The organism is Chromatium okenii, from assembly GCF_016583745.1.
GTDB classification, from domain to species: Bacteria; Pseudomonadota; Gammaproteobacteria; order Chromatiales; family Chromatiaceae; genus Chromatium; species Chromatium okenii.
Genome location: NZ_NRRQ01000017.1, coordinates 1 through 21,006, shown reverse-complemented (window position 1 = coordinate 21,006; position 21,006 = coordinate 1). Strand labels below are relative to the sequence as shown.

Genomic DNA, 21,006 nt, shown 5'->3' with positions numbered 1-21,006 from the left:
ATGCCGCGACGTAACGATAAACGTAACGACAGACGTAACGATAAGAATTTGTTAGTGGGATTGGACATTGGCACTTCAAAAATTGCCTGTCTGGTCGGTGAATTAAAAGATGACGATCAAATCGAAATCATCGGCATCGGTATTCATCCGTCACGCGGATTAAAAAAAGGCGTGGTGGTGGATATTGAATCCACTGTCCAAGCAATTCAGCGGGCGGTGGAAGAAGCGGAATTGATGGCGGGTTGTGAAATCAATTCGGTGTATGCCGGCATTGCGGGTAGCCATGTGCGCAGCCTGAATTCGCACGGCATCACGGCGATTAAAGAAGTCGAGGTGTCGCAAGCGGATGTGGATCGGGTGATTGATGCGGCGCGTGCGGTGGCAATTCCGGCGGATCAGAAAATCCTGCACATCCTGCCGCAGGAATTTATCATTGATAATCAAGAAGGTATCCGCGAGCCGATTGGCATGTGTGGGGTGCGTTTGGAAGCGCGAGTCCACATGGTGACGGGTGCGGTGAGCGCCGCGCAGAACATCAAGAAGTGCATTGAACGCTGCGGGTTGGCGGTGGATGATCTGGTGCTGGCGCAATTGAGTTCGAGTTATGCCGTTCTCAGCGAGGATGAAAAGGAGCTCGGCGTGTGCGTGATCGATATTGGCGGCGGCACGACGGATTTGGCGGTGTTCACCGATGGCGCGATTCGTCATACGGCGGTGATTCCAATTGCAGGCGATCAAGTCACTAATGACATCGCTGTCGCGCTGCGGACGCCCACGCAACACGCGGAATTGATTAAAGTGAATCACGCTTGCGCGTTGACGCAATTGACCGGCAGCGGCGAAACGATTGAGGTGCCGAGCATCGGCGACCGTCCACCGCGCCGGCTGGCGCGGCAAGCTCTCGCTGAAGTGGTGGAGCCGCGTTATGAGGAGCTTTTAACGTTGCTGCACAACGAGTTACGCCGCAGCAGCTTTGAGGATTTGATTGCTGGCGGCGTGGTGCTCACCGGCGGCAGTGCCAAGATGGAAGGGCTGTTGGAGTTGGCGGAGTCTGTGTTTCAAATGCCGGTGCGGTTGGGTTTGCCGCAGCATGTGATTGGCATGGATGAGGTGGTCAATAATCCGATTCATGCCACCGGCGTGGGGCTGTTGATTTATGCGCGTCAACATCGTTTTGCGCCGAATCCAGAAATGGTCGAACAGCAAGGTTTGAAAGGCACTTGGACGCGGATGCGCAGTTGGTTTCAGGGGAATTTTTAGCGCACATGCGGCTGCGTCAGATGCCAGAAGGCGTGTGAAGATGTCGAAAGGCGGTCGTACACAGACGGTGTGTGACTTAACGCTGTTTTTAAGGTTGCGCGAGCGCAATCAGGAGCTTGACCGATGTTTGAAATCGTAGACAACAACCATCCGAATGCGGTGATTAAAGTCATTGGCGTCGGCGGCGGCGGCAGCAATGCCGTCAATCACATGGTCGCGTCCACCATCGAGGGCGTGGAATTTATCTGCGCCAATACTGACGCGCAGGCGCTCAAAAGCTCGAATGTGAAGACGATTTTGCAGTTGGGCGCCGGAATTACGAAAGGGCTGGGCGCGGGTGCCGATCCTGAAGTCGGTCGTCATTCGGCGATTGAAGATCGGGATCGGATTCAGGAGGCGCTGGAAGGCGCAGATATGGTGTTTATCACTGCGGGCATGGGCGGCGGCACCGGCACTGGTGCGGCGCCAGTCGTGGCGCAGGTCGCCAAGGAATTGGGCATTTTAACGGTCGCCGTTGTCACCAAACCGTTTCCGTTTGAAGGCGCAAAACGGCGGCGCGTCGCTGAGGAAGGCATCGCGGAGTTGGCAAAATCAGTCGATTCGCTGATTACCATCCCGAATGAAAAGCTGCTGGCGGTGCTCGGCAAGGACATGAGTTTGTTGGATGCGTTCAAAGCGGCGAATGATGTGCTGCTCAACGCGACGCAGGGCATTGCCGAGCTGATCACGCGGCGCGGTTTGATTAACGTGGACTTTGCCGACGTGAAGACGGTGATGTCGAATATGGGCGTGGCGATGATGGGCACCGGCTCGGCGACTGGCGCGAATCGGGCGCGAGAAGCAGCGGAAGCGGCGATCAAAAGTCCGTTGTTGGAAGACATCGACTTGGCAGGTGCCAAGGGCATTTTGGTCAACATCACCGCCGGGCTGAATCTGACCATCGGCGAGTTTGACGAGGTCGGCAGCACGGTGCGCGATTTTGCCGATGATGAGGCAACGGTCGTTGTGGGCACGGTCGTCGATATGGATTTGGAAGACGAGCTGCGGGTGACGGTGGTGGCAACGGGTCTCGGCGAACGGCGGGCGGCGAGTGCGCACAAACGCGGTGGCAATCATGCCGAGCCGGGGATTCGTTTGGTGGCGGTGGACGCGGGCGACGGGCAGCCAGATTACCGTGAAATGGAACGGCGTCCGGCGATTTACCGGCGCGGCGGGGCGGCGATTGCTTCGGAAACGATTGATGACGATTACCTTGATATTCCCGCCTTTTTGCGGCGGCAAGCCGATTGATCTTGCGTGACTTCGTGGGGGTTTATTGTCATTAAAAACAATGACCTTGTGCTTTAATCAACATTACACTTGAAAAAAGTTCGGGAAAACCCTAGGCTGACCACTAATTGCGCCGTTGTGTGCGCTTAGAACAATGCGATGACGATCAGACATCAGGTGTGATTCAGCCGGGAATGCTGAATCACACCGCCCGGTCGCTCCGCATGACCCGCCGTCAGCCACTGTGGAGCGATGGAGACCCGAACGATGCTCAGGCAACGTACCTTAAAAACTGCGATCGGCACGACCGGGATTGGACTGCACACCGGCGCGAAGATCGAGCTCACCCTCCGCCCCGCTCCGCCCGATACGGGCATCTTGTTTCGCCGCGTTGATCTCGCGCAACCCGTTGAGATTAAAGCCACTCCGTTCAATGTCGCCGATACCCGGCTGTCCACCACCTTGGCGCAAGCTGGCGAGCGCGTGTCTACCGTTGAGCATGTGTTGGCGGCCTGCGCGGGGCTGGGCATTGATAATCTGTTGATTGATGTTGGCGCAGCGGAAGTGCCGATCATGGACGGCAGCGCGGCGCCCTTCGTGTTTCTGCTGCAAGCAGCGGGCATTGAGGAACAAAATCGCCTCAAACGCTTCATCCGCATCAAGCGCCCGGTGGAAGTCCGCGACGGCGACAAATTCGCGCAGTTCACGCCATACAACGGCTTTCGGGTTGATTTTTCGATTGATTTCGATCATCCCGCCTTCAGCGCCCACACCAATCGCGCAATCATTGATTTCTCCACCGCTTCCTTTGTCCGCGAAGTCAGTCGCGCTCGCACTTTTGGCTTTTTGCGCGAGATTGAAACCCTGCGCCAGCATCAGCTCGCGTTGGGCGGCAGCTTAGATAACGCCGTCGTGATTGATGAATATCGCGTGCTGAACGAAGAAGGGCTGCGCTATGAGGATGAATGTGTGAAGCACAAAATTTTGGATGCCATTGGCGATCTGTATCTGCTCGGCCACACGCTCATCGGCGCGTTCACTGCGCACAAATCCGGGCACGCGCTCAATAACGCGCTGTTGCGGGCGCTGTTGGCTGATGCCACTGCGTGGGAAGCCGTGTCGTTTGATGACCCGGCAGCCGCGCCGATCTGCTATGCCCAACCGCTAACTGCGCTCTGAATCCGCATCAGTTGCGGTGTGATGCCGTGCCAACTGTAAAAATAAGCGTTGTAAATCAGGATCAGCGGTGGCGGCAGCGGCACTGCGCAGGTGCGCGGCAGCAGTGGCAGATAGTGGGGAGCGCGGCGGGCTGGCGCTGGGCGCTGGTGGTGGGGGCGCAGCAAGTTGGATGCGACCTTGAACTGCATTGATCTGATGGCTCGCCAACGCGACCGCCAGATCAGTCGCCATGAAGCGCAGCCGGGTCAGCCACGCGGGAGAGTCTAAATACACCGTCAGGCACTGCTCATGGCGGCGGACGTCCAGACAATGTGCCCGCATCGCCAGCGGAAGTTGGGCGCGTACCACCGCCAACAGTTCCGCGTCGTGCTGGCGCTGTTGCAGCAGAGTTTGGAGCAACGGATGGTTGCTCAATAACGCGCCAATGCGTTGCGGCTTGGCGTTCATGTTGTCCACTCAAGTCAAAACCAAGAGAGAAACGAATGTACCACCACGATCATCATTTACCTGTTCGCGGATCGGCCGTTGTCATACTTTTGGCCGTGTTGTGTTTAATGCCGGCGGGAGCCGGCTTGGGATTTTGGCTGGCGCATTCTGCTGATTCTGACGCCGCCAGCGCCATTTTCGCCGCCAGTGATGGCGGCGAAATCATTTTAGATGTCGTCCCAACTGCGGGTGCTGCGGAGGATGTGAATGCAATGGCCGCGCAGTTGGCGGCGATGGAGGCGGAATTGTTGCGCCTCAACGCGCTGGGCGAGCGGTTGGTGAAGCTGGCGGGTTTGGATCCGCGAGAGTTTGATTTCGTCAATCCCCCGCCGCAGGGCGGAGCGGATCGTCAGCGCGTGCGCGATTACACCATCAAAGAGCTCGCCAACGAGCTGGGCAGCGTGGTGGATGCGCTGGTGGATCGGCAGCAGAAGCTGGATGTGTTGGATGAGTTGTTGGTGGAAAAAGACCTGCGTGTGGAAGGGCGCACGGTGACTGCGCCATCAAGCTGGCCGGTGCGGTCGGGCTATGTTTCGTCACGCTTTGGCTATCGGATTCATCCCACCAAACGGGTGCGGATGTTCCACGAAGGCGTTGATATTGCTTGCGCTCGCGGGACGCCGATTGCGGCAGTGGCGGCGGGCGAGGTGATTTATAGCGGGACGCGCAGCGGCTATGGGCGCGTGATTGACATTCGGCACGACAACGGTTTGGTCACGCGCTACGCGCACAACGCCAGTAATCTGGTGCGCGTTGGGCAGCAGGTGCAGCGCGGCCAGCAAATCGCCAACGTCGGCACATCGGGAACGGCGACCGGCCCGCATGTGCATTTTGAAGTGCTCCGCGCCAACCGTCCGCTTGATCCGACGCCGTATCTCAACAGCGACACTGCGTGGCGCACGGTTCCCAACACGGCGGGTTAATTCACAGCGTCGCCTGCCGCCGCGCTTGGCGGTAGGTGATGAAATGACTGAGCAGCGCGGAGGCAATATAAACACCGCCCGCCAATAAAATCATCGTCGGCCCGGCAGGTAAATCGGGCGCATAAGACAATCCCAAACCCAAGGTGGTGAATGCGCCACCCAGCAGCGTCGCCAATCCCATCATCCCCGCTAATGAATGCACATAATGACCGGCAATTGCTGCCGGCAGCGTTAATAATGCAATCACCAAAATCAAGCCGACGACTTGAATTAACAATACGACGGTGATGGCGACTAAACACAGCAGCAGCAAATAGAAAAAAGTCACCGGCACTCCGCGCAAGCGGGCGAATTCTTCATCAAAGGTAACGAGCAAGAATTGGCGATAAAACGCGCCAACTGTTAATAATAAAATCCCATCTAAACCCGCCATTAACCATAATTCTCGCGGCGGCACCAATAAGATATTTCCGAACAAAAAGCTCATTAAATCCGTCGCATAGCCCGGCGTTTTGGCGATAAATAAAATTCCAATCGCCATTCCCACCGCCCACAACGCCCCAATTAACGTATCTTCTTGCGCCTGCCATTTTAGCCGCACTGTGCCAATAATTAACGCCGCCAAAATGGCTGCCGCTAATGCGCCCAATAATGGATCGATGCCGTAATACAGCGCCGCGCCCATGCCGCCGAGCACAGCGTGAGCGATGCCGCCTGCCATAAACGTGATCCGTTTGACCACCACGAAGGTGCCAATCACCCCGCAGCCAACGCTCGCCAATAATCCTGCGAGCAGCGCCGTTTGCAAAAAACTGTGTGCGATCAATGCAGTAAAAAAATCAGTCATGGTGCGGGTGCCGGTGCGTGATGCGGCGAATGTGCCCGCCGTAGAGTTGCGAAATGATGTGGTCGTCCACCGCCGCCGTGTCGTGATCCAGCAGGGTGCGATTGAGACAGGCGACGCGGCTGACGTATGCGGAAATAAACGCGATGTCGTGCGAGACCACGATAATCGTGAGGCGCTGATTCAAGGTCGCCAACAGGTTAAAAATCTCGCCCTCCACGCGCTGATCGATGTTTGCGGTCGGCTCGTCGAGAATCAACATCTCCGGCGCACTCACCAGCGCCCGCGCCAGCAACACCCGCTGCAATTGCCCGCCCGATAAAGTGCCCAGCCTCCGGGTGGCTAAATCGAGCGCCTCCACTTCCGCCAACGCCTGCTGCGCTGCGGCACGATCAGCGGCGCGGTGCTGGCTCCAGATCGCGCTCCCGCTGAGGCAGCCCAACGCCACCACTTCGGCCACCGAAATCGGAAAATCGCGTGCAAAACTAGGAAATTGCGGCACATAACCCACACGGCGGGCGGCGCGGCGCGGCGCTTGTCCGAGCACTTCAATTCGTCCGGTTTGCGGTTCAAGCAGACCTAAAATCAATTTCAACAGCGTGCTTTTGCCGCCCGCATTGGGGCCAACTAAGCCAATAAATTCGCCGGGCATAATGCTTAAATTGATGCGTTCCAACACCCGCGCTGCGCCATAAGAAAAGTTCAAATTTTCAATTAAAACTGCGGGAGTCGCTGTCATCATAATTAAAGAATACGGTTTTAATGAAACATTAAAGTCATTGAATGTATCGCCATTCGCGGTTACTTACTACCATCGCTCATTATTTTTTCAATAATACCTTAACCTCTGGCGTTAAATCACTATCATCAATGTAGCCAATTGCACCAGCGGTATTGGCAATAAAGTGTAACACTTCAGTGACAGAGTGCAATTCTTGCGGCGGAACGCCCTTGCCAACATAGCAACGCACCGTCCAATAACCGGTGTAATCATTTTCATCGCGTTCTAAATAGTTGCGTAAAAATTGCGTGCGCAGCGGATGATTGGGCGGGAAATTAACCGGCGTTAATCGTACCCCATTGAGCGCCACCGTTTTGCCGGTATAAATCCGTTGCAACGTCGCTTGATCCAACAGCGGCACCGTCGCATGACCAATAATGCTGAGATCAGCCGCTGCCGGCTGCACCAATAAAAATAACAGAATTAAAAAAATCGGCATCGCATCAAACCTCACTCAAAAGGTGTGGCTATAAGACAGCGAAAAAACGTTGATCTGCCGTCCGCCGCTATCTTCACCAAATGGGGCATTCACAAAACTTGATAGCGCCCCCGTGCGGGTGTGCAGCCATTCCAATTTGAAAGAACTGGTGCGTGATAGATGATACGCGGTACCTAAGGCGAGAGACTTTTGCTCATAAGGATCAATTAAATCTGCACCGGCGCGTTGGGTCATATTGATAAGTGCTGCGCCGGGCACGGTAGCAGGCAATTGATTACGGTTCATCGCTTTAGCAAGGTTTAATCCTTGATTATCAGAACGAATGCCCGCCCAGTAGCAATACGGCGTCCAGCGTCCAATGTGTTTCGATAAGGATAAATAACCGGCATGAGTATCAGCGCCAACGACTGCTTCTGTGAAATGACGCCGCCCGTATTCAATTGTGAGTTGCCACTGCTGCGGCAGGCGAATTTCCGTGCCAAGAGTGAATAAATAAATATCGTAGTTTTCCGCATAACGAATTGGCGGGCCGGGCAGCTCAGGGCTAACTTTATAATAACCAAGCGTACTGCCGGGCATAAGTGGCACAAAAGGAAACCGAATTGGCGTTGGCCCAACATCCCATGCCGCAGTCGTGTGATGTATACCAACGCGCCAAGTATGACGCTCACTAATACGAGATAATACTGCCCCAATCATTTCAAAATCATACGCTAAAAACATCGCGCCACTTGGAAACAGTGGCTCCAAGCCATCGCGTAAATAATAGCGCCAATCGGCGTGAGTTTTGCCAAGATACCCTTCGAGCGTCCATTCCGTTGTCTCAGTCAGCCACGTTTTTGCTACTGATAACCCATTCATATCAACCGTTGGCAAAAGTGAATAGAGTTCAGTTGGTAAGCGGGCAAAAGGAAAGGTAACGCCCACATCACTATTTGCAGAATGGAGCATTAACGGTAAGCGTAACCGCCCGGCGCGTAATAACCAATCGTTTGCTGGTCGCCATGATAAAAAAGCCCAATTCAATACGGCTTCCCAATCGGTGTCGTTGTGTGTGGATGCACCCGCTTTTGCTTGCAAAGTCAAGCCCCAACCATTTTGATGCGTAACGTCAAGCTGTACGCCAATGACCGAATCTCGGTACAGAGTCCCGCTGTTATCAATAAAGCGTTGATAAATAAAATCTTGATCGGAAATTGCACCACCCAAGGTGCCGAACCCAGAGAGCTTGACATCTGCTAATGCAGTTAAGGATACAACTAATAACCCGAAAGTGACCAACAATAAACCGAGACAATGATGCTGGATATGCGCAATCATTTTATCCTCATATATGACGATAAATCCCAACATCACTTAAAAAATTAGCGGGTATTGTATGGGATTTGGTGTTGTTTGGTACGAAATAATCATTTGTTATCTTCAGCGATTTTTAAGCAAGATGTTGAGTTCTGAAGTCACCTCATCAGCATCAACATAACCAATTGCTCCGGGTGTTTCTGCAATAAACCGCCGCATTTCCGCAGTGCTGTTGACATCTTTAGGTGGTTTACCTTTGCCAACATAACGCCGCACAATCCAATATGCAGCATATTGATCTTCATCCTGTTGTAAATACAGTTGCAGAAACCGTTGGCGCAAATGATGACCCGCTGCAAGATTGATGGGAGTGATACGAATGCCTTGGATTTCAACGACTTTGCCCGTATAAATGCGCTGCACCGTCGGCTGATCAATGGTTGGCAATCCCGCATGACCAATAATCAACGGATCGGCAACTGCGGGTAAAATAATAAGCAATAACACGATAATGAGGATGAGTAGGCGCAAGTTCTGTTCCTCAAAATACTGCATTATAAGAAAAAGAAAATAAATTGAACTGGCGATGCCCGGTCTCTTCACCAAGTGGTGCATCAATAAAACTAGACGCTCTTCCGCTGCGGGTGTTAATCCATTCAAATTTCAATTTACTTTGCGGCGTGAGCTGATACGCAGCACCCAGCGCAATAGATCGTTGATCAAAAGATTGATGTAAATCAGCACCGCTGCGTTGGGTGGCGTTAATCACAGCGGAATTGGGAATAAATGTAGGCACTTGATTGTTATTGAGGACGTCGTAAAAATTGAGACGGGGCGCAAGAGAACGAATTCCTGACCAATAACTATAAGGCGTCCATTTGCCAATTCTTTTTTCTAAAGCGATATAACCCACATTCACATCCAAGCCAGTCGTGATATTGACGATGCGCCGTTGCACATATTCAGTGGTTAAACGCAACTGATACGGTAAGTTGAGTTCCATGCTTAAATTTAGCGCATAAGCAATCGCGGTTTCAACGTTGTGCGGTGAGTTGGGAATCAATGGTGTGGTTAGGGTTTGATAATAACCAATCTCGGTGCCGGGTAAGAGCGTTACAAAGGAATATTCATTTAATAACGGACGCAAACCTAGTTTGAAATCAACGCGATGCAAACCGACGCGCCAGCGATTGCCGTGTTCATTTAGCGCCGCCACTACACCAGTGGTTAAATCCATATCTACTTCACTAAAAAATGAACCAGCCGGTGCATTTGCTGGAATGCCATCGCGGAAATAATAACGCCAATCCGCTTCCGATACGCCTAAATAACCATCCAAACTCCATTCTCGTCCGGGCTGTAGCCACGTTTTACTGATGGAAATTCCAGCAGTATCAAACGTGGGTGACACTGAATACATTTCAAAGGGCAGATGGGCAAAAGTAAATGACATGCCAACATCCATATTTGTCGAATGAAGAAATCCCGGAATGCGTAAGCGCCCCAAACGCAATAACCATTCATTCGTTGGTCGCCATGATAGAAACGCCCATGAGAGCGTGGGATCAAAACCGGTATCGCGTTGCTGTGAGGGTGCGAGTTTGGTTTGCAGCGTTAATCCCCAGGTGGTGCCGAGGTCTGCGTCTAATTGTAAGCCGCCGATGGTGTCGTTTTTTAAGGTGCCAGTATTATCAATAAAGCGTTGATAAATGAAATCTTGATCGGAAATCGTGCCGCCTAAAGTACCAAAACCAGAGATGCTTAATTCTGCTCGCCCAATTAAAGGTAGCATCCCCAGCAGTATTAACGCACACCAAGCAAGCTGTCTTGCTGTCATTAAAGTCTCCCGCACCATCATTTTTTACTGTTGAATAAATACAATTAAGCATCTGGCTGGAGTAGTGCCAACGCCGCTTCAAAATCAAAATGATCGAGCGCAACGCGAATCCGGCGCAGTGTGTTGGGATTAAATAAATCGGCAAACGCGCCCGCGTGCGTATTCCACAATTCAAGTGCTTCGGCATCACCTTCACTTAATAATTGGCGCAACGTTGCTAAGTGTTGGTGTAATTCTTCTTTGTCAATTGCCGGCAAGGATGGTTGCGTTTCTTGAATAGTGAGCGCGTCTAATTGCACTAATAACGGTTCCAACAGTGCAATTAATTCCGTTAAACGCGCAGTTGCCGTCGCATCTTGTGTCCGCAGCGCCGCTTCCAGCGCCAGCGCCGCCTGTTGCAGCGCCGTCATGCCCAAGGTTCCGGCTAACCCTTTGAGCGTGTGGATCAAGCGCCGCGCACCATCCCAATCGCCTTGCGCCAGCGCGGTGCGGAGCGTCGCCGGAGCGGTGTGAAATTGCGCGTAAAAGCCGGTCAATAAGCGTTGATAAAACGCTAATTTGCCGCCCACGCGCATCAAACCTTGTTGCGCATCCAGCCCTTGAATCGCAAACACATCTGGCTGCGCAGGCGCGGCGTCACTGGAGGCGGTGGGCGCGGGATCGGAGGTTGACCAGTAGCGGGACAAAATGGCAAATAAATCAGCCGGATCAAAAGGTTTGGAGAGATAACCCTGCATTCCTAAATCCAACCCGCGCTGGCGCTCTTCCACCAGCGCATGAGCAGTCATGGCGATGATCGGCAACTGGTCATAACGCGGATCGGCGCGCAGTTGTTGCGTGGTTTGATAGCCATCCAACACGGGCATCTGCAAATCCATCAAGACCAGCGCGAAGGCATCCGCCGGGCGGCGGGCTAACTGTTCCAGTGCTTCTAAACCGTTATTTGCCAGCTCCACAATCGCGCCCTGCGCCTGCATCAATTCCAGCGCAATTTGTTGATTTAATAAGTTATCTTCCACCAGCAACACCCGCATTCCAAAAAATTGCGACGGCGCAGCGGACACGGTGGCGGCAGTCGGGTGCGCAGCGGCTCCCAGCATCCGGCGCAGGCGTTCGCGCAAATCCTGTGGCAACACGGGTTTGGTGATGAAATCGCACACGCCCAATTGCAGCGCCTGATCGCGGATGTCGCCCGGATCACAGGCGGAGGCGATCAAAATATGTGGCGGCGGGGGAATGTTGCGCAGGCGCTGGGTGCGCAACACCGCTGCACCATCCATGCCCGGCATCATCCAATCCAGCACCAGCAAATCGTAGGGATTGCCGACCGTCCACGCGCTTTCCAAACGCTCTAATGCTTGCCCGCCAGTGCTGCATTCTTCTACCCGCTGAATGCCCAGATGCCGCAATAAACCAACCAAGGTGATCCGCGCTTCGGGGTAGTCATCCACCACCAACACCCGCAACTGTTTGAATTGTGCGGGCTGCGGTTCGACAACGGTGCTGGTGCGGGCGCGAGGCAAGGTGATGGTGAAATAAAAGGTCGTGCCGTGTCCGGGCTGACTGTCAACGGTCAACTGTCCGCCCATCATGTCAACGAGGCGCTGGGCGATGACCAAGCCCAGCCCAGTGCCACCATAACGGCGGGTGGTCGAACCATCGCCTTGAGTGAATTCCGTAAATAGGCGCGTCAACTGCTCCGGCGTAATGCCGATGCCGGTGTCCTCAACGGCAAAATGCAGCTCGACTTCGTCGGCGCTTTCGCGGATCGGTTCCACCAGCAGCCGCACATGACCGACGGCGGTAAATTTCACCGCGTTGGATAACAGGTTGGTCAACACTTGCCGCAGCCGCAGCGCATCGCCCAGCACCTCGCCGGGTTGACGAATCGCCCACAATCCCCGCGCATCAAAGAGCAATTCGATCTCTTTTTCCTGCGCGTGTTGCTGCACTAACAGCAACGCCTCGCCAATCACGCGCTCCAATTCAAAAGGTGAGGGATCAAGTTCCAGCCGTCCGGCTTCGACTTTAGAAAAATCCAAGATGTCGTTGAGGATGCCCAGCAGTGATTTGGCGGCGGCTTGCGCCTTGACCAGATAATCCTGCTGTTGCGGGTTCAGCGTGGTGCCGAGCGTGAGATACAACATGCCCATGATCGCGTTCATCGGCGTGCGGATTTCATGGCTCATGTTGGCGAGAAAGCGGCTTTTCGCATCCGTTGCCGCTTCGGCACGCTGGCGGGAGTTTTCCAATTCCTGCTGCACGGTTTCGCGGTGGTGAATATCGCTGGCGACGGCCTGCGCCATATCGTCCAGCGTGGTGCCGAGCATGATGAGTTCCTCCACACCCGCCAGCCGCCCGACGCGAACGTGATATTGCCCTTGCGATAACTGCCCGGCGACGAGGCGGAGCTGGCGCACGGGGGCGAGAACGTGCCGCGATAAAATGCGAATTTCGATCAAAATCAAGCCAGTCATCAGAGTCAAGCCCAGAATTGAGGCGAGAATCCAATCTTGCAGACGGGCGCGGGCGTGTTGCAGATCGGTGGTGGTGCGTTGATCGACGCGCTCCAGCAAGACATCAATCGTTTCGGAGAGACGCAGCCGCCGTTGGTTGTATTCCCGACTGGAAATGCGCTGGCGGGCAAAATTCAAATCTGGTTCGCCGTCGGAGACGAAGCTGTTGGTTTTGGGATCATATAAACCTTGGGTGGCGGCAAAGGCGATTTGTTCGAGTTCTTTTAAGGCTTCGGTGGCGGTGAATACTGCATCCAGCGCGGCTAATTCTGCGGCTTGAAATCCCAATGAGCGCATCCGTTCGCGCAAAGGCTGGCGCAAGCCGATGACGGGGAGTTGATGTTGGGTCGCGCCAGCAATGGCTTGTTCCCAATACACGATGGGATTGCGTTGCGTGATAACGGGTTTTTCACCTTCGCGGATGGCGAGGATGTCGTAATACATCAATAAAAAACGCATGTCGGTGGAATTGATATAAAGCGTTACTAGCCGCATCAGCAATTCCGCTTCCCGTTGCAGCGTTTGCACCACCACCAGCGCCCGTTGGCGGTGTTCATGGGCGGCGCTCAATTGAACGTGTGCATTCCAAACAAAAAGCGTAAAAGCGCCGTTGACGATGAGCATCAATGCCAGCGTGGCGGAAAAAACGAGCGAGAGACGGCTCAATTTCATAAAGAAGTTTTCAATTGGCAGTGTTCAGTTGGAAGTGAAATGAATCAAAGCAGTAAAATGAATCAAAAGTGAGTAGTTATTTTTTTAATAAGACGATTAAAACGAATTGGCAGTCAATGATCTTTTTTTAGTTGTTTAACTGCCAATTGCTAACTGCGTATTTAATTCAAGCGGCGCTGTCCGCACACGGGACAGGCTGGATCAGCCCGCAAACGCAAGCTGCGCCAGCTCATGGTTGCCACATCCAGCAGCAGCAAGCGCCCAAACAGCGGCGTGCCGATGCCAGTGAGCAGTTTGAGCGCCTCGGTCGCCTGCATTCCGCCAATAATGCCTACCAGCGGCGGCAAGATGCCATTAGTTGCGCAGGTGTCGCCCGCATAGTCAGCGCCATCGGGAAATAAACAACGATAACAAGGATCGCCCGGCTGCCCAGAAAACGCAGTCACCTGTCCTTCTAACCGCAGCGCCGCCCCAGAAATCAACGGCACGCGGGCGGCGTTGCAGGCGGCATTGATCGCAAAACGGGTGGCGAAGTTGTCGCTGCAATCCAATACCACATCCACCTGCGTTACCCACTGCGGCAAGGTCTCCGCCGTCAGCGTCGTTGCCAGCGGTATCAATTCAACGTCAGGATTGAGCGCCGCCAGCGTCCGTCGCGCCGACTCCGTTTTTGTCAGCCCGACGTGGGCGGTGGGGTGAAGGATTTGGCGGTGCAAGTTGGATAAATCGACGTGATCGCCATCTGCCAGCAGCAAGCGTCCCACGCCAGCGGCGGCGAGATACATCGCCACTGGCGATCCCAAACCGCCCAAGCCGACAATCAGCACCCGCGCTGCGGCGAGGCGTTGTTGGCCAGCAACGCCCAAGCTGGGCAATAACATTTGGCGGCTGTAGCGCAGCAATTGGTCATCAGTCATCGGTATCAATATCAGTGAAATGCTTATTTTTGCAGTCTATGCGAAACGATAGGCCTAAAAAAGCCTGCAAACAGCGGCACTTAAAGCCCTCGCTTGACGCCCACAAGGAACCTTGTCATGCACGAATTATCCTTATGTCAGGCGCTACTCACCCAAGTAGAACAGTTGGCAATCCAACACAGCGCCACGCAGGTCACGCGCATCCGCCTCATCATTGGCCCGTTAGCCGGCGTGGAGGCGACGCTGTTACAACATGCCTACCCGCTGGCGGCGCTCGGTACCTGTGCGGAACACGCGGAATTGGTGATTGAGACCACGCCGATTCGCGTGACCTGTTTGGACTGCGGCGCAGTCACGCCAGCAACGGCAAATCGCTTGAGTTGTGGCGCATGTGGAAGTGTGACCACGCAGTTGCTGAGTGGTGATGAGCTACTGCTCGCGCAGGTGGAAATGACGCAGTCGGATTCGACTGCCAACTGACAACTACTCAACCAATCAGGAGCGCCGCACTTCCAACACTTCGGGAAGCTGCTGGAGCCGATTCGTCAACTGCTCGATTTTTTTCATGTTTTTGATTTCAATCGAAAAGCGCATCGTCGCGCAGTCCGTGCTGCGCTCGGAATAGGTGTTGACGCCAATCACGTCCACATCGACATCCGCAAACACCGCCGACACATCGCGCAACAACCCTTTGCGATCCGTCGCAATCACCAGCATGTCCACCGGATACAGCGCCGTCGGCTGCTGCCCCGCCCACCGCACCTGAATCAGGCGCTCGCGCTCCGCCGCCGGTAAATGCTGGATATTCGGGCAATTGTGGCGATGAATGGTGACGCCGCGCCCGCGTGTGACAAAACCCACGATCTCATCAAATGGCACCGGTTTGCAGCACTGCGCCAACTGCGTGAGCAAATCGTCCACGCCCTCAACCACCACATCATTGCCAGCGGATTTTGCTGCCGCAGTGGTTTTGGCTTTCACCGCCGGCCGCAGCAGCGGCGTTTCCACCACCTTCGGCTCACCTACTTGGCGGGCGACCTGCCCGACCGCGAGATCACCGCAGCCAATCGCCGCCAGCACATCGTCACCGCGCCGGAAATTAAACTTGGTCGCCAGCTCGTCCAGCCGCAACTTGTCCGCAATCCCCAGCCGCGCCAGCTCCAGCCCCAACGCGGTGCGCCCGTCTTGAACGTGTTGCTCAAAATGCTGCTGTTTGAACCACTGCCGCACCCGATTCCGCGCCCGCGCCGTCACCAAATAGCCATGATGCGGACTGAGCCAATCCCGGCTCGGCATCGCATTGTTTTGGGTCAAAATTTCCACTTTATCGCCGCTGGTCAGCGTTTGATTGAGCGGCACAATTCGATCATTGACCCGCGCCCCGCGACAGCGATTGCCGATCTCAGAATGAATCGCGTAAGCAAAATCCAACGGCGTCGCGCCCTTCGGCAGCTCAATCACCTTCGCCTGCGGCGTGAGCACATAAATATGAACCGGCTCAAATTCAGACTTAAACCGCTGCAAGATGCCGTCGCTGCGCTCGCCCTCGTTTTTCAACTCCAGCCAATTGCGCATCCACACCACGCGGCGCTGAAACGCAGCATCGTGACCTTTCGCTTCTTTGTACGCCCAATGCGCCGCCACCCCGAATTCCGCGTGGCGGTGCATGTCGTGCGTGCGAATTTGCACCTCCAGCGGTTTATCTTCCGGACCGATCACGGCGGTATGCAGCGATTGATAAAAATTGCCCTTCGGTGTGGCGATGTAATCATCAAATTCTTTGGGAATATGCCGCCAACGTCCGTGAACCAGCCCGAGTGCGGCATAACAATCGGCGACGCTCGGCACCAAAATCCGCACCGCCCGTAAATCGAAAATCTCTTCAATATCAACGGCTTTACGGCGCATCTTTTTCCAGATGCTGTAAATATGTTTGGGGCGACCGGTGATTTCAGCCTCAATTCCCGCCTCCGCAAATGCCGTGCGCAGAATGTCGAGCACCGCCGCGATGTAATGCTCCCGCTCGGCGCGGCGCTCCACCAGCAAATTTGCAATCCGTTTATATTCATCAGGTTGCAAATAACGCAGGCTCAAATCTTCCAATTCCCACTTGATTTGCCAGATGCCGAGCCGATTGGCGAGCGGGGCATAGACGCGCTGGGTATCACGCGCCAGCTTGGCGCGACGCTCCGGCTCCAGCGTTTTGATCGCCCGCATCAGGTGCATCCGCTCGGCGAGCACCACCAGCACCACCCGCACATCCTCAGCAATGCCCAACAGCAGCCGCCGCAGATTTTCCTCATGCTCTTCTTGATCTTTGGCGGCGATGATCGCGTCCACATTGGCAAGCTGACCGATGCGAGCAAGATCGCCGACCATGCGGGCGATGCCGCTACCAAACTGCGTTTGCAGCGCGGTAGCGGTTAAATCGGGATGATTGAGGCAGCCGTTGAGCAGCGCAGCGACAACGGTTTCCGCATCCATTTGGAGCTTGACCAAGATGTCGGCGGTTGACAGAACATGGCGGACGTGACGCTCGCCGGTATCGAGACGACGATTGCCCTCGTGCGCGATCAGCACCGCGCAGGCCGCGCTGATCTGCGTCAGCGCCTCGGCGGGATAATGCGGGGCTAACTGCGTCAGCCAGTGGTGAATTGCGCCCTCGTCAGTCGTCGTGGCGTCGGGAAGATTGCCGGTAGATGTGACCATGTGTTTTGAGAAAGACGATGATGGCGGGAAAAAGTTGGCGGTTGTCAGTTGTCGGTGAGAACGCGCAAGGACAGGTTAAAACGCTCCTTGCCAGTGCGGGCGATGCGTGTCACTGGTGACTTAAATGTCACCTCCTCGAAGTGCGGCGCTTGCTCCAAAATTGCAATTAACGCCGTCGCTTGCCCCGACTCGCCCCGCACCTCAGCGTGACCGTCGCTATATTCCAACGTCTGAATCCAAGTGTCATCGGGCAAGCGTTCCGTTAATTCGCGCAACAATTCCAACAGCGATGGCTGCGCCCGTTGCTGCCGCAATAACACCGTGCTGCGCTCGCGGGCGCGTTCCAACTCCTGCCGCAGCGTGTCAACCATCACCGCCTGCTCCCGCACCCGCCGTAATTCGGCATCCACCATCGCCACCTGATGCTGCAATTGCCATAACGGACTAAATATCCCAGCCAGCGCCAGCACCGCCGTGAGCACCAGCAAACCGTGCGTCAGCGTGACGTGCGAACGACGCTGCGGACGCTCCGCCACTGGCAACAGATTGGCCTCCGCCCACGCGCCCGGCCACGTCACGCAAGCAACGGGCGCTCCGGCAGTTGCCAACGGCGTCAACCATCCCGTGACCTGATCGCGCCGACACAGCGCCAGCTCCAGCGTCAACCGCAGTGCCGCTGGCGCAGTCGGCAGCAGCCGATATGCAAAAAACACCTCGTGCGCCTGAAATGGCGACAGCCGATCCAGCTCGTGCAGCACCACTTGCGCCAAATTGCTGCGCACCTGTGCCGGCAGCGAGACATGCCGCGTTAAGACCGCAGCCGTCGGCAGCCGTAACACCGTTTGGATTGGCAACGCCCGTGGCTCAGGTTTGAACTGCGCTGACCAGTCCGCGCTGGCGCTCAGATCAAGCTCGCCCAGCAGCGTCTGTTCCTCACCACTCACGCGCCACTGCTGCGCCGTCGTGAGACTGCGCACATCCAGCAACCAGTGGCGATGCCGCCGCGCCAGCGCCCGTCGCCACCGCAGCGGCACACACTGACGCCAGCGCCGGTGCAGTGCCATCTGCCCCGCGCCGGGCAGCGGGAAGCGCGAGAATCGGTTAAAAAAATCCTTAAATATCATCATTGCTCACCATCAACTGCGACGAGCGGCGGCGCAGCACCTGCCCATCCAAACCGCCGCCAATGCACCAGATACGGCGTCGGCTGCGCGGGCGTCAGTTCTAATAACGCCTCGAATTGCTGACCGGCGTCCGGCTCCGCAGCCGTCACACGCACGCGATACAACGGTCCGCCGCGACTGCGCGGCTGCACCTGCGCGGACTGCTGCATTTGCGCGTCTATCAACGAGATGCCCTGCGTCGCCGCCAGCACCGCTGCTGAGGCAAACTCCAGCACCGGCGCGTCGCCACTGTCCGTCAACGTCAATTCTGGCACCAGCCGCTGATACAGCTCCGGCGTCATCCCGCGCACCTGCCGCAATTCCTCAAACGCCGTAAATGGCTCATCTTTCGCCCCGAAAGCCGCGCCAGCCGCTTCATAATCACCATCTTCTGCGCCATTGAGCTGCGCCAAATCGTCAGCATCGCGCCAATCCACCAGCGCATCTGCCACTGCCAACGCCTCCGCTTCTGGCACCGCGAGCGCCTCCAGCAATGCCGCCAAGGTCGCAGCCGAGGCGTGATTCAGCGCCACCCGCGACTGCTCATTAAACACCGTGATCGTGAACGTGGTGCCGGCAAACTGCCACTCGTGCGGAGTGCCGTCCGGCAGCCACTGCGTCGCCGCAACGGCCGCTTCATCGGCAGCGGTCATGCCCACGCCGGAGGTCGGCTCCAACTGCGGCAAGGGTTGGATAAATTGCCATGCCATGTACGCCAGCGCCGCGTCGCTGTGCAGACGAAAGCGCGTGGCAGCCAACTGATGCTCCGTCAGCGCCAACTCGCCGCGCTGAGTGGTGGTCATGCTGATTGCCATCACCGTCAGCAAGGTCAATACCCACAGCACCAGCATCAGCGCGATGCCGCGTTGGTGGGTGCTGCTGGCGCTGGGGCGCGGGCGCATCAGGTCGATGCTCGCGGCAGGGCGATGACCAGCTCCGGCCACGCTTGCGTCGGGCTGGTCAGGCGAATGCGCAGCAACAGCGGCAGATGCGGTTGCTCCAACCAATCGTCTCGCCACGCCGGTTCGGTCTCACCGTCGGCGATGCCGTAATAACTGAGCTGGAACGTGTCCACCGTTGCCAACAGCGGCGTGCGCCCAAACGCGCCGTCAGCAGCGTCCATTTCAATCGGCAACTGCGCGAGATCGGGCGCGGCATCGGCGCTGAGAGGTTCCCACGCAGGCACATCATCGGTGCCGTGCAGGATTTCCGGGTGCAGCAGCCAGCGCGTGACCAGCAGCATCGGTGTGCCTGCGTGAGTTTCGAGCGTGAGCCGCAGCACATACAGCCCGCCGCTGCCGACGTGTTCTGACAATGGCGCAGCGAATTCGAGGCGGTCGTGATCACCAGCAAACACGGTCACGGCGGTGGTCTCCAGCGTGACGGTGGTCACGCGCAGTTGGCTCAAGGTGCGGGTTAAAAAGCCGTGCGCCAGCCGCACGGCGGTAGTGCGTTCGGCGGCAGCATCCACCGCTTCCCACGCCCGACTGCCCAAGCGCAAACCCGAAAACAGCAGCAACGTGATGAGGCTAATCAGCGCCAGCGCGATCAATAATTCCACCAAAGTAAAGCCGCGCTGCGGAATCCGGTGCGTGTTCATGGCGCGGTGGGTTCGATTGGGGCGACATCTGTGGCGGTGCCCAGTCGCACGGTGACAACACTGAAGCGGCGCACATGCTCGCCTTCGCGCCACAGAATGGTGGCAGTGAGTTGATACGGCGTGACGGTGGCGACGGTAGACACGGCGTTGGCATCATCTGTGGGCGCGACTATTTCGGCGTCTGGCAACGGAGCGATGCTGGCGAATTCAACTGGTATCACGCTGATTTCCCACGTCAAACCGTATTCCGGTTCGCCGGTGTAGGTGCCCGCTTCAAGCGGCGTCGTTATCCCGATGGCGTTGAGTTTCGCTTCTGCCAGCGCGGCTGCTTGGCTGTATTGCGTTGACAGAATGGCGCTGTGGCTGGCGCGAGAAAAAATGTTGAGCAACACGCCGAGCGTGAGGGCGAGAATCGCAAAGGCGACGAGCACCTCCAGCAGTGAAAATCCGCGTTGACGCTGCGCGTTCATGGTTCCGTCCAAGGAGCAATGGTGATGCGTCCGGTCAGCCAAGTGACGCCGACCTGATAGCCGTGTGCGTTGTACGTCAGCATGATGCGCCCACCGGTGGCGGTGCCGTCGGGAAAAAAGCGGATGATCCCGCGTTGGTCATCTTGCAAATCGCGGGCGGCGATTTCCAATTGCAGGGTGAGACTTGCCGGCAGAGTAACGGGACGGGCGGCGGCGAGCGTGAGCTGGCGCGATTCCACGTCGATCAGCACTTCAGTAACGGTGCCGCGCCGGATCGCCATTTCCTGCGCCAATCGCAGAGTAGCGGCGGTGCGCCGGGCAGCGGCTTTTAATTCCAAACCGGGCAAGGCGGCGGAAAATAACGCGGGCACAGCACTCATCAATAATGCGGCGAGCGCCAACACGATTAAAAGCTCAACGAGGGTGAAGCCGGTTTGACGAGGCATGGATTTTTTTGAGTTGTCAGTTGTCAGTGAATTGTGACACAGTTGAATTTTGAAAAGTGCGTGTTGATATTTATAGTTATCCGCAAAACATACTATACTATAAGAGAAAATGTAGGAGCTTACGACAGTGAAACTGTGCAACGAAGACCAACTTTTGAATTTCTTAAGACGTGAAGAAGACAGTTCAGTTAAGTAT

The 21,006-nt window shown here is 55.9% G+C and carries 20 protein-coding genes; 5 read left to right on the top strand and 15 right to left on the bottom strand.

Going from position 1 to position 21,006, the window contains the following annotated elements; all coding sequences use genetic code 11:
• From ftsA to lpxC, 3 genes are all read left to right on the top strand, one after another.
• Window positions 1-1,260, top strand: a complete 1,260-nt coding sequence (gene ftsA, locus CKO12_RS08105; protein ID WP_200154234.1) for a cell division protein FtsA — start codon at window positions 1-3, stop codon at window positions 1,258-1,260.
• 123 nt (window positions 1,261-1,383) lie between these two features.
• Window positions 1,384-2,550: a cell division protein FtsZ gene (ftsZ, locus tag CKO12_RS08100; protein ID WP_200154233.1), complete on the top strand. Its 1,167-nt coding sequence runs from the start codon at window positions 1,384-1,386 to the stop codon at window positions 2,548-2,550.
• Between the two features lie 246 nt (window positions 2,551-2,796).
• Window positions 2,797-3,708 carry a UDP-3-O-acyl-N-acetylglucosamine deacetylase gene (gene lpxC / locus CKO12_RS08095; RefSeq protein WP_200154232.1) on the top strand — a complete coding sequence of 304 codons (912 nt, stop codon included), beginning with the start codon at window positions 2,797-2,799 and terminating at the stop codon, window positions 3,706-3,708.
• Here lpxC and CKO12_RS08090 read toward each other — a convergent pair.
• Window positions 3,694-4,155 (bottom strand): DciA family protein, encoded by a 462-nt coding sequence (locus tag CKO12_RS08090; RefSeq protein ID WP_200154231.1) that lies wholly within the window; start codon window positions 4,153-4,155, stop codon window positions 3,694-3,696. The genes lpxC and CKO12_RS08090 overlap by 15 nt on opposite strands.
• A 95-nt stretch (window positions 4,156-4,250) precedes the next feature.
• On the opposite strand from CKO12_RS08090, the gene CKO12_RS08085 reads away from it, so the two are divergent.
• A complete protein-coding gene (locus CKO12_RS08085) occupies window positions 4,251-5,117 on the top strand; it encodes a M23 family metallopeptidase (protein ID WP_338032719.1) in 867 nt (288 codons plus the stop codon).
• A gap of 1 nt (window position 5,118) precedes the next feature.
• Here the strand turns inward: CKO12_RS08085 and CKO12_RS08080 are convergent, their stop codons facing one another.
• The 8 genes from CKO12_RS08080 to CKO12_RS08045 all read right to left on the bottom strand — a co-directional run bounded on the left by CKO12_RS08080 (window position 5,119) and on the right by CKO12_RS08045 (window position 14,422).
• Window positions 5,119-5,964 carry a metal ABC transporter permease gene (locus tag CKO12_RS08080; RefSeq protein ID WP_200154229.1) on the bottom strand — a complete coding sequence of 282 codons (846 nt, stop codon included), beginning with the start codon at window positions 5,962-5,964 and terminating at the stop codon, window positions 5,119-5,121.
• Window positions 5,957-6,700 (bottom strand): metal ABC transporter ATP-binding protein, encoded by a 744-nt coding sequence (locus CKO12_RS08075; RefSeq protein WP_200154228.1) that lies wholly within the window; start codon window positions 6,698-6,700, stop codon window positions 5,957-5,959. Before CKO12_RS08075 ends, CKO12_RS08080 begins: the two co-directional genes overlap by 8 nt.
• Window positions 6,701-6,782: 82 nt before the next feature.
• Window positions 6,783-7,181, bottom strand: a complete 399-nt coding sequence (locus CKO12_RS08070; protein WP_200154227.1) for a hypothetical protein — start codon at window positions 7,179-7,181, stop codon at window positions 6,783-6,785.
• A gap of 15 nt (window positions 7,182-7,196) precedes the next feature.
• A complete protein-coding gene (locus CKO12_RS08065) occupies window positions 7,197-8,501 on the bottom strand; it encodes a hypothetical protein (RefSeq protein ID WP_200154226.1) in 1,305 nt (434 codons plus the stop codon).
• Between the two features lie 102 nt (window positions 8,502-8,603).
• Window positions 8,604-9,011 (bottom strand): type 2 periplasmic-binding domain-containing protein, encoded by a 408-nt coding sequence (locus CKO12_RS08060; RefSeq protein ID WP_242466259.1) that lies wholly within the window; start codon window positions 9,009-9,011, stop codon window positions 8,604-8,606.
• A gap of 10 nt (window positions 9,012-9,021) precedes the next feature.
• The gene (locus CKO12_RS08055; protein ID WP_207146308.1) at window positions 9,022-10,338 is read right to left on the bottom strand and encodes a hypothetical protein; all 1,317 of its coding nucleotides are present in this window, start codon (window positions 10,336-10,338) and stop codon (window positions 9,022-9,024) included.
• Window positions 10,339-10,361: 23 nt separating this feature from the next.
• Window positions 10,362-13,505: a response regulator gene (locus CKO12_RS08050; protein ID WP_200154224.1), complete on the bottom strand. Its 3,144-nt coding sequence runs from the start codon at window positions 13,503-13,505 to the stop codon at window positions 10,362-10,364.
• 161 nt (window positions 13,506-13,666) lie between these two features.
• Window positions 13,667-14,422 carry a HesA/MoeB/ThiF family protein gene (locus tag CKO12_RS08045; RefSeq protein ID WP_200154223.1) on the bottom strand — a complete coding sequence of 252 codons (756 nt, stop codon included), beginning with the start codon at window positions 14,420-14,422 and terminating at the stop codon, window positions 13,667-13,669.
• 117 nt (window positions 14,423-14,539) lie between these two features.
• On the opposite strand from CKO12_RS08045, the gene CKO12_RS08040 reads away from it, so the two are divergent.
• Complete coding sequence (locus CKO12_RS08040; RefSeq protein WP_200154222.1) at window positions 14,540-14,902, top strand: hydrogenase maturation nickel metallochaperone HypA/HybF; 363 nt, start codon at window positions 14,540-14,542, stop codon at window positions 14,900-14,902.
• 15 nt (window positions 14,903-14,917) lie between these two features.
• Here CKO12_RS08040 and CKO12_RS08035 read toward each other — a convergent pair whose 3' ends face one another.
• Genes CKO12_RS08035 through CKO12_RS08010 form a run of 6 tightly spaced genes read right to left on the bottom strand, consistent with a single transcriptional unit; the run spans window position 14,918 to window position 20,810 of the window.
• Complete coding sequence (locus tag CKO12_RS08035) at window positions 14,918-17,131, bottom strand: RelA/SpoT family protein (RefSeq protein WP_200154221.1); 2,214 nt, start codon at window positions 17,129-17,131, stop codon at window positions 14,918-14,920.
• 44 nt (window positions 17,132-17,175) lie between these two features.
• Window positions 17,176-18,258, bottom strand: coding sequence for a PilN domain-containing protein (locus CKO12_RS08030; RefSeq protein ID WP_207146307.1), 1,083 nt, complete (start codon window positions 18,256-18,258; stop codon window positions 17,176-17,178).
• The gene (locus CKO12_RS08025; RefSeq protein WP_338032718.1) at window positions 18,255-19,238 is read right to left on the bottom strand and encodes a type II secretion system minor pseudopilin; all 984 of its coding nucleotides are present in this window, start codon (window positions 19,236-19,238) and stop codon (window positions 18,255-18,257) included. Before CKO12_RS08025 ends, CKO12_RS08030 begins: the two co-directional genes overlap by 4 nt.
• On the bottom strand, window positions 19,196-19,894 hold the full coding sequence (locus CKO12_RS08020) for a prepilin-type N-terminal cleavage/methylation domain-containing protein (RefSeq protein ID WP_200154218.1): 699 nt from the start codon (window positions 19,892-19,894) through the stop codon (window positions 19,196-19,198). The genes CKO12_RS08025 and CKO12_RS08020 overlap by 43 nt, the downstream gene beginning before the upstream one ends.
• A complete protein-coding gene (locus CKO12_RS08015; RefSeq protein WP_200154217.1) occupies window positions 19,891-20,364 on the bottom strand; it encodes a type IV pilus modification PilV family protein in 474 nt (157 codons plus the stop codon). The genes CKO12_RS08020 and CKO12_RS08015 overlap by 4 nt, the downstream gene beginning before the upstream one ends.
• Window positions 20,361-20,810, bottom strand: coding sequence for a GspH/FimT family pseudopilin (locus CKO12_RS08010; RefSeq protein WP_200154216.1), 450 nt, complete (start codon window positions 20,808-20,810; stop codon window positions 20,361-20,363). Before CKO12_RS08010 ends, CKO12_RS08015 begins: the two co-directional genes overlap by 4 nt.
• Window positions 20,811-21,006 lie beyond the last annotated feature (196 nt).